Below are 7,452 nucleotides of genomic sequence, written 5' to 3'. Positions count from 1 at the left end.
CTGGTGACCTGGACGGTCGTGGCGCTGTTGGAGGCATCGCAGTCGCCGTTGCCGTTGTAGGCGGCGATGATGTTGTGGGTGCCCGCGGTGAAGGTGGTGGTGTAGTCGGCCCGGCCGTCAGCGCCCACGGGCACCGTGGTCAGCTCGGTGGAGCCGTCGAAGAGGGTCACGCCCAGACCGCCGCTGGGGTCGGAGGAGCAGGCGACCACGGCCTGCAGGTGTACCGGCGAGCCCTCGGTGGTGGACTGCGGTGTCGCGGTCACCGTGGTCGTCGAGGCCACCGCGGCCGCGGGTGAGGCCAGCCCCAGCACGGCCGCGAGCGCCGCGGCGACAACCAGCTTGCCCCTGCATCGGATACTTCTCACCGTTCGGCTCCCTACGTCGATCGACAGACCCGCGGGCCGGGGTTGTGGTGACCTCACGCTACGGTGATCTTTTTTTCATCCCGGGGCCACCGCGCGGGGAGACAACCCGATCGGATCAGCCTCAGACACCAGGTGGGGCGACACGGGTGTAGGTCAGGCCGGCGGTTGTGCCGCCCGCGGTGGCGACGCTCACCGTCACCGGTCCCGCCGCCCCCGCCGGCGCCACGGCCGCGATCTGCGTGTCGGAGACGACCGTGAAGGGGACGCTCTGGCCGCCGAAGGTGACCTTCGTGGCGGTGGTCAGGTTCGCGCCGACGAGGGTGACGACCGCCCCCGCCGAGGTGGGCCCGCTGCTCGGCACCAGAGCGGTCAGAACGGGAGCGGCAATGTAGGCGAAGGGAACCGGGTTGCTCGGTCCGCCCGGCGTGCTCACCGTGATCTGCGTACTGCCCGTGCCCGGCGGTGCGGTGGCCGTGATCTGCGTCGACGACACCACGGTGAAGGAAGTCGCGTTCGTGGCGCCGAAGCGGACCGCGCTCGCGCCGAGCAGGCTGGTACCGGTCAGCGTCACCACCGTCCCGCCGGACACCGGACCCTGACCGGGGTCGGCGGTGTTCAGTACGGGAGGCGCGGCGTAGAAGAAGTAGGCATCCGGGGAGGCGGCACTGGTGCCTCCGGGCGTGGTGACGGTGACCGCTGCCGCGCCGGGGCTTCCGGCCGGCGTGACGGCGGTGATCTGATTGGCCGAGTTGACGGTGAACGACGCCGCCGGTGCGCTGCCGAAGCGCACGGCGCCGGCGCCGGTGAAGCCCGTACCGGTGATGACGACGCTGGTACCGCCCGATGTCGGACCGCTGTCGGGTGTCACCGCCGTAACGACCGGGACCGCGGCCGCCACGTAGGTGAAGGTCACCGCGTTGCTGGTGCCGGTCGGGCTGACGACGGTCACCGCCACCGGCCCGGCGCTGCCGGCCGGGCTGATGGCGGTGATCTGGGTGGCGGAGTTGACGGTGTAGGACGCGGGGGTGCTGCCGAACCGGACGGCGGTGGCCCCTGTCAGCCCGGTCCCCGTGAGGGTGACGGCGGTGCCGCCCGTGGCGGGGCCCTGTGCGGGGTTGGCAGTACTGAGGGTGGGCGGCATGAAGTGCTCCTAGGACGGCCCTGTTCCACATCGCGGCGGTGCCGCCACCCGGCGTGGGGGCCGGGCGGCGGCACCGTGGAGATCAGATCGAGGGCGGTGCGACGTAGGTGAAGGCGTCGGCGGCCGTGGCGGAGCCGGCCGGGTTGGTGACCACCACGTCGACCGTGCCCGCGGCGCCGGGCGGGGTCACCACCGACAGGGTCGTGGTGTTCACCACGGAGAACGGCGCCGGGGTGCCGTCGAAGGTGACCGAGTCGGTGGTGTCGAGGTTGGTGCCGGTGATCGTCACGCCGGTGCCTCCGGACGTGGGGCCGGATGACGGGGCGACGCTGACGACGGTGGGTACGCCGACGTAGGTGTAGGACAGGCCGTTGTTGGAGCCTCCCGCCGTGGTCACGGTGACCCCGACGGGGCCCGCCGCCGCGCCCGCCGGGACCGTGACCGTGAGCTGGGTGTCGGAGATGACCGTCGGGGTGGCGGTCACGCCGCCGAAGGAGACGCTGGTCGCGGTGGACAGGCCGGTGCCGTTGATGGTTATGGAGTTGCCGCCCGCGAGCGGCCCGGAGGAGGTGCCGAGCGAGGACTTGAACGGGGCACCGACGTAGAAGAACGGCACGGGGCTGCTGGTGCCGCCCGGCGTCGTCACCGTCACCCCGACCGTGCCCGTGCCGGAGGGGGACACCGCCGTGACCTGGGTCGGAGAGACGTTGGTGACGCTGGTGGCCGGCTTGCTGCCGAACTTGACCGCAGTGGTGCCGGAGAGGTTCGTTCCGGTGATGGTCACCAACGTGCCGCCGCCGGTGGACCCCTGGTTCGGAGAGATGGGCATGGAAACTCCTCGCTGACAGAAGGAAGACACAGGAACAGCCGACCGACGAGCGCAAGGGCGAGGGATCCGAGCGCGCCCAGCGTCACCGCGGTGCCGCTGGGCGTGCCAAAGGGAAAGACCGGCTAAGGCCGCCTCTACCAAGATCCCCCGGTATGGGATGGGCGGCCCACCGGTTTGCTGCCACAAGTGATCCATACGAGTGACACACTGCCAACGTGCCGAAGGGGGTTTACACCCGGATGGCCGAGCGCGCGGCCGATGAAGCTGATTCCGTACGCGCCGGCGCGCGCTGCCACCGCCATCATCCGACTCCCGCACCACCAGCTCGGGATCGAAGATCAGGATGTGGGTTCAGTACGTACCCCCCCGGATGTGCTCGTCCAGGAGCTGGGCCATGGCCACGGCCATCTCCCCCACCGGTTGTCGCACGGTGGTCAGGGGTTAGGGCCTGTTGTGAAAGTGCGTCTTGTTCGCCGGTAATCACGTTCTGTGGGACGCGGGGATCTGATGCCCCGGCAAGGGGCCCGGCTGGAGCCGCTGTTGCCGCTGTTGCCGCTGGGCATCAAGCCGGGTCGTCCGCAGGTGTGGACGCGGCGGCAGCTGATAGACGGCATACGGTGGCGGACCCGGACCGGCGCGCCCTGGCGCGACGTGCCGGGACGCTATGGGCCCGTGGGACCGGGTCTACGACCTGTTCCGGCGCCGGCAGCGGGACGGTACCTGGGCAAGGATCCTCACCCAGCTCCAGGCCGTCCCCGTTCGACACCGACCGGCATCCCACAGGCATCCCGCTCGTGGGCGGCTACGACGAATGCGAACGCCGGGGTCTGAAGCCGGCGGAGGCGTTGCGGTTGTCGGCTGTTCAAGGTGTCTCCCCGCCGACACGTACCGGCCTCAAGATCCGGCAACGGACACATGGCGAGCCAACTCGGCAGCCAGACGCCGCATGACCGCGCGGTTGGCGCGCCGCATCGCGGCCCGGATGACGGGTGCCAGCAGACGGTCGGCGACGGGGGCGCGCACCCAAACGTATGTGAACGCCACATGGCTCCCGCCGGCCCGCAGCGGTTCGATGGTGTAGGTCCCCTCGGCCAGGCGTCGGCCGCCCGCGCTGATGTTCCGCTCGACGATGCGCCGTGGGGGAGCGGCTTCGACGACCTCGATGGTGACGTCGGTCTTGATGCCGCCCAGCACGGCTGTGACCGTGGCGCACGCACCGATACCGCGGCCAGGGCCGCTGTAGCGCCAGTCCATCAGGTAGTGGTCGGTGAATCGCTCGTGGTGGGCCATGACATCGAGGAAGTCATAGACCTGCTCAGGCGTCTGCTGTAGGTCGATCGACACGGTGACAGACTTCATGTACCAGACGGTACACATGGCATGTACCGATTGGTACGCTCGCGACGTGGTGAATACGGTCGGCTCGTATCCCGAGGGCGAGGGCGCGCCAGTCGCGGACGGGGGCCGACGCGCTCACCTGGTGAACGCGGCCGTTGACTACGTCGCGGCACACGGCCTCACGGACCTGAGCCTGCGCGGCCTGGGCGCCGCGATCGGCGTCAGCCACCGCATGTTGATCCACTACTTCGGCTCCAAGGAACAGCTGCTCGCCGAAATCGTCCGGACGTCGGAGCAGCGCCAACGTGATCAGCTGTCCCGGCTCCGCCTGGAACCCGGTCTCTCGCCCGCCGATGCTGCGCGGCTTCTCTGGCAGCAGCTGGCGGACCCCCGACTGGCTGGTCAGGAGCGGCTCTTCTTCGAAGTCTGCGGGCAAGCCCTGCGTGGCCGCCCGGAGGCCGCCCCAGTCCTCGAAGGGCTCGTGAACGACTGGCTGGAGCCGCTCGTGGCCGCCGAGATCGCCGCAGGGGCAGACCCTGCCATGGCACGTAACCGGGCCAGGCTGGGGCTCGCCACTGTTCGCGGTCTGCTGCTCGACCTGCTCGCCACCGGCGACCGCGCCGGCGTCGACGCGGCGATGGCAGAGTTCCTCCGGCTCTACTACGGCTCAAAGTGACGGAGTCACCGATCAGGCCAAAGGGCTGGACCATACGACGACCACCGGGCGAACAACGGTCGCCGAGGTAGACGAACGCCTCGACTGCTTCGCAGGCTTACTGACTGCCTGTTCTCTATCCGCTCGCATGGTCGGCTGGATTCGACAGAGTCCCGGATCCGGTGAGTTGACCGATGACGGGACATGGAAGAAGGGCCTCTTGGTAACTCGCGGTTGTCGAGTCCAGCGAGAATCAAGTGGCCCCGTTGTCGAAGTGTCGCGTGGTCGCGGTTGCCGGGTCCAGTTCGTCCATTCCTGCGTGTGCCTGCCTCGCCCCCAGGTGCGGGAACGCGTGTTGTTCGCTGCAGAGCGGGACAGGCAGGCCCAGGACCGTGCCCACCGGATGGGTGGCTGGCAGCTCAGGTGGCTGTGAAGGCGGCCGTCGCGCATGAGGACCGGTGGATGGTGGCCGCAGTTGACCCAAGTGAGCAGGTTGATGCCGGAGTTGAGGTCGGCGATGAGGCCAATGGCGTAGCGCTTGTGCCCGCTCGATCAGTGACTGCTCGACGCGTTCGCTGATTTCGGCGAGCCCCAAGCCCTGGCGGCGGGGGTTGCGGCAGGCGGCGACGATGAGGGTGGCGGTCAGGCCGACGGCGGTGTCGTGGCCCATGACGTCGAAGACCGACAGGTGGCGACGGGACCGGCAGTGGCGTAGTCGTAGTCGTCGCCGCTGATGATGTAGGCGGGTTCTCTCCCCAGCGGCTGAGAGGTCGCCGGCTGGTCACCACACATCGACGGACCAGACGTCACCTCTCTGATGTCCTAGATCTGGGTCGCCTGACCCGTAGGGGTCAGGGTCAGCGACGACGTGGATGCGGGCGGCGGACGCCGATACGCGGTAGCAGTCCATGTCACTCGACGTGTTGTGCTCGTCGAGTTCGATCGTGTGGCCCAGGGCCAAGATGGCGGTCTGCAGATCCTTGAAGGGGACTCTGTGTGCGAATTTCCCGTACTCCCGCGAGAGCGGCGACGGCACGGTGCTCGGGGACTGCTCGTACAACAGTCGTTGGATCTTCACACCGAAGCCGAAGCACGTCATGTGCCCTTGCCTTCCTGGCTGGTCCGGCGAAAAGTTGATTTCCACGAGCCCATAGTCCCGCCGCAGTAGGCCACCACCGGGAACATCGAGGTATGTCGCCCCCAGGGCGGCCTCCCAAGCTTCCGGGTCGGCACCGAGGCCAACTCCCAGGACCTCACCGCCAACGGCGACGTGAGCGTAGAAGTCCAAAGCGGACACCCGCCAACTCCCTCAGCTATCCGGACAAGGCACCACTTGCTGATCTCAGCACAGGGCAGGCGGGCCATAGCGCCCAGTATGGGGTTGTCCCGTCGGCGAGGCCGGACCCGGAGGTGGCGTCCAGGAGTACTGGTGCATGCTGCGCCCACGTCGCGGTCGCCGGCGTCGTGCGCGTTGTGGGGGGCCCGCGATCCCATACTGGATGGCGTGCAAGTGACGCCGGACTCCTGGGCGACCTCGCCTACCAGGCTGCGTGGCGCAAGGACCACACCACGGCCGCCAGCATCCTCAAGCCCGCTCTGATGCGCGCGAAGAACCCCGCGGCCCGAAGCCTCCTCCAACTCCGGCTTGCGCGCACGCTCGCCGCCCGAGGCGGCAGGCCCGATCACTCCGCTGTCCGGCGCGCACTCACCGCCGCCGAACAACATCTCAACGTTGCTGGTGCCTGGTGCTCCTGGATGTCCGAGGCCGACCTCCCAGTGGACTCCGGCCAGGCCCTGCCGGACATCGGGGACACCAAGCGGACCCACCAGCTCATCAGTGACGGTGAACAACTCCTCCCCCTCGCCCGCGACAAGAGCCGCAGTGCGTTCCTCGCATACCGCGCCGCCAGCTACCTCGACCTGAAGGAGCCAGAGCCTGCGGCGGCAACTGCCACCAAATCGCTGCGGCCGGCCCACCGGATCGGCGCGCCCCGCTGTGTGCGCCTGGTGGACGACCTCCTCCCCCTATTCCGGCCCTGCCAGGAGCCTCCAGCAGGACAGGCATGCATGCACGTCGCGGCAACGTAGGAGGCCTGCTGACCAAGCGGCGGGCCCCAGGGCCCCACGGAGTCGTGATCTCGGGCCCGCCCAGGGATGCGTCGGAGATCATTGACGCGTCGGAATTTTCCGACGCATAATGGCGTCATGCCTTCCGATGTGTTCGGCGTGCTGGCCAACCCAGTCCGCCGCAGACTGCTCGAAAGCCTGCGGGAAGGCCCTCGCTCCACAGGGGAGCTGGCCGGGATGTTCGAGCTTGGCAGGCCTGCGGTCTCCGAGCACCTGGCGGTGCTACGGACCGCGGGACTGGTGCGCGAGGAGCCGCGCGGCCGGCACCGCTTCTACCACCTCGAACCGGCGCGACTGGCCGAGGTGAGCGAGTGGCTGCATCCGTTCGAGCACTACTGGAAGCAGCGCCTGGACGCGCTGTCCGATCTCCTGGACGAGGACGACGAGACATGACCGAGAACAACACGATCACCTGCGAGAAGTTCCTGCCCCACCCGCCGGCCGCGGTGTGGAAGGCCCTGACCGATCCTGACCTCCACGCCCGCTGGTGGGCCGCTGGCGACATCAAGCCCGTCGCCGGGCACCGCTTCACCCTCGACATGGGCACCTTCGGCAGCCAGCCCTGCGAGGTCACCGAGGTGGACGCCCAGCGGCTGCTGGCCTATCGGTTCGCCGAGGGCTCGCTCGACACCACCATCACCTGGACGCTGCACCCGGAGGGCGAGGGCACCCGCCTCGTTCTCACCCACGCGGGCTTCGACCTCGACTCACCGATCGGCCGACAGGCGTACGACGGCATGGGCAAGGGCTGGCCCCACGTCCTGAACCGGCTCGACTCCACCCTGGCCGAGACCGCCTAGGCCTGTCTGAAGGCGTGATCCCGTGGCGGGGGGGGAGGCTGACTCTTGTCATAGCGGATGGCGATACCGCGCCACGCCTTGAGCTTATTGATCAGGTGGTGGCGGAATCTGCGGCGCTATAGCTTGGATGGGACGCTGTGGACTGTCGCATCGCGACCCAGGTCTGCAGCCCTCGCCCCCTTCCGGAAGGGTCCACG

Annotated in this window: 10 protein-coding genes and 1 pseudogene; 5 read left to right on the top strand and 6 right to left on the bottom strand. The window is 68.9% G+C overall.

Annotated features, from left to right (window positions below; translation table 11 throughout):
• The 4 genes and pseudogenes from CCN33_RS05930 to CCN33_RS33725 form a co-directional block, all read right to left on the bottom strand.
• Nucleotides 1-365 (bottom strand): Ig-like domain-containing protein (locus CCN33_RS05930; protein ID WP_086691864.1); only part of this gene is annotated, 365 nt, incomplete at its 3' end.
• 121 nt (nucleotides 366-486) lie between these two features.
• A complete protein-coding gene (locus CCN33_RS05925) occupies nucleotides 487-1,506 on the bottom strand; it encodes an IPT/TIG domain-containing protein (RefSeq protein ID WP_086691861.1) in 1,020 nt (339 codons plus the stop codon).
• Between the two features lie 82 nt (nucleotides 1,507-1,588).
• Nucleotides 1,589-2,335, bottom strand: a complete 747-nt coding sequence (locus CCN33_RS05920; protein WP_086691858.1) for an IPT/TIG domain-containing protein — start codon at nucleotides 2,333-2,335, stop codon at nucleotides 1,589-1,591.
• A gap of 306 nt (nucleotides 2,336-2,641) precedes the next feature.
• Nucleotides 2,642-2,776: pseudogene (locus CCN33_RS33725) on the bottom strand (substrate-binding domain-containing protein); the annotation flags it as partial.
• Nucleotides 2,777-2,842: 66 nt separating this feature from the next.
• Between CCN33_RS33725 and CCN33_RS33720 the strand changes: the two are divergent.
• Entirely contained in the window at nucleotides 2,843-3,166 is a 324-nt protein-coding gene (locus tag CCN33_RS33720) for a transposase (RefSeq protein WP_425275828.1), read from the top strand.
• A gap of 63 nt (nucleotides 3,167-3,229) precedes the next feature.
• On the opposite strand, the gene CCN33_RS05910 is transcribed toward CCN33_RS33720, so the two are convergent.
• Nucleotides 3,230-3,694, bottom strand: coding sequence for an SRPBCC family protein (locus CCN33_RS05910; protein ID WP_086691855.1), 465 nt, complete (start codon nucleotides 3,692-3,694; stop codon nucleotides 3,230-3,232).
• 46 nt (nucleotides 3,695-3,740) lie between these two features.
• On the opposite strand from CCN33_RS05910, the gene CCN33_RS05905 reads away from it, so the two are divergent.
• Nucleotides 3,741-4,349 (top strand): TetR/AcrR family transcriptional regulator, encoded by a 609-nt coding sequence (locus CCN33_RS05905; protein ID WP_244173696.1) that lies wholly within the window; start codon nucleotides 3,741-3,743, stop codon nucleotides 4,347-4,349.
• 760 nt (nucleotides 4,350-5,109) lie between these two features.
• Here CCN33_RS05905 and CCN33_RS05900 read toward each other — a convergent pair.
• A complete protein-coding gene (locus tag CCN33_RS05900; protein WP_086691852.1) occupies nucleotides 5,110-5,625 on the bottom strand; it encodes a hypothetical protein in 516 nt (171 codons plus the stop codon).
• Between CCN33_RS05900 and CCN33_RS33920 the strand changes: the two genes are divergently transcribed.
• From CCN33_RS33920 to CCN33_RS05885, 3 genes are all read left to right on the top strand, one after another.
• Nucleotides 5,520-6,416 carry an NsdA family TPR-like regulatory protein gene (locus CCN33_RS33920; RefSeq protein ID WP_483027235.1) on the top strand — a complete coding sequence of 299 codons (897 nt, stop codon included), beginning with the start codon at nucleotides 5,520-5,522 and terminating at the stop codon, nucleotides 6,414-6,416. The two genes, CCN33_RS05900 and CCN33_RS33920, sit on opposite strands and share 106 nt — an antisense overlap.
• Before the next feature lie 117 nt (nucleotides 6,417-6,533).
• On the top strand, nucleotides 6,534-6,848 hold the full coding sequence (locus CCN33_RS05890) for an ArsR/SmtB family transcription factor (RefSeq protein WP_086691846.1): 315 nt from the start codon (nucleotides 6,534-6,536) through the stop codon (nucleotides 6,846-6,848).
• Nucleotides 6,845-7,255 carry an SRPBCC family protein gene (locus CCN33_RS05885; protein ID WP_086691843.1) on the top strand — a complete coding sequence of 137 codons (411 nt, stop codon included), beginning with the start codon at nucleotides 6,845-6,847 and terminating at the stop codon, nucleotides 7,253-7,255. Before CCN33_RS05890 ends, CCN33_RS05885 begins: the two co-directional genes overlap by 4 nt.
• The last annotated feature ends 197 nt before the right edge of the window (nucleotides 7,256-7,452 follow it).

Source organism: Streptomyces recifensis, assembly GCF_002154615.1.
In the GTDB taxonomy this organism is placed as follows: domain Bacteria; phylum Actinomycetota; class Actinomycetes; order Streptomycetales; family Streptomycetaceae; genus Streptomyces; species Streptomyces griseoluteus.
This window is presented reverse-complemented; position numbering and strand designations above follow the sequence as displayed.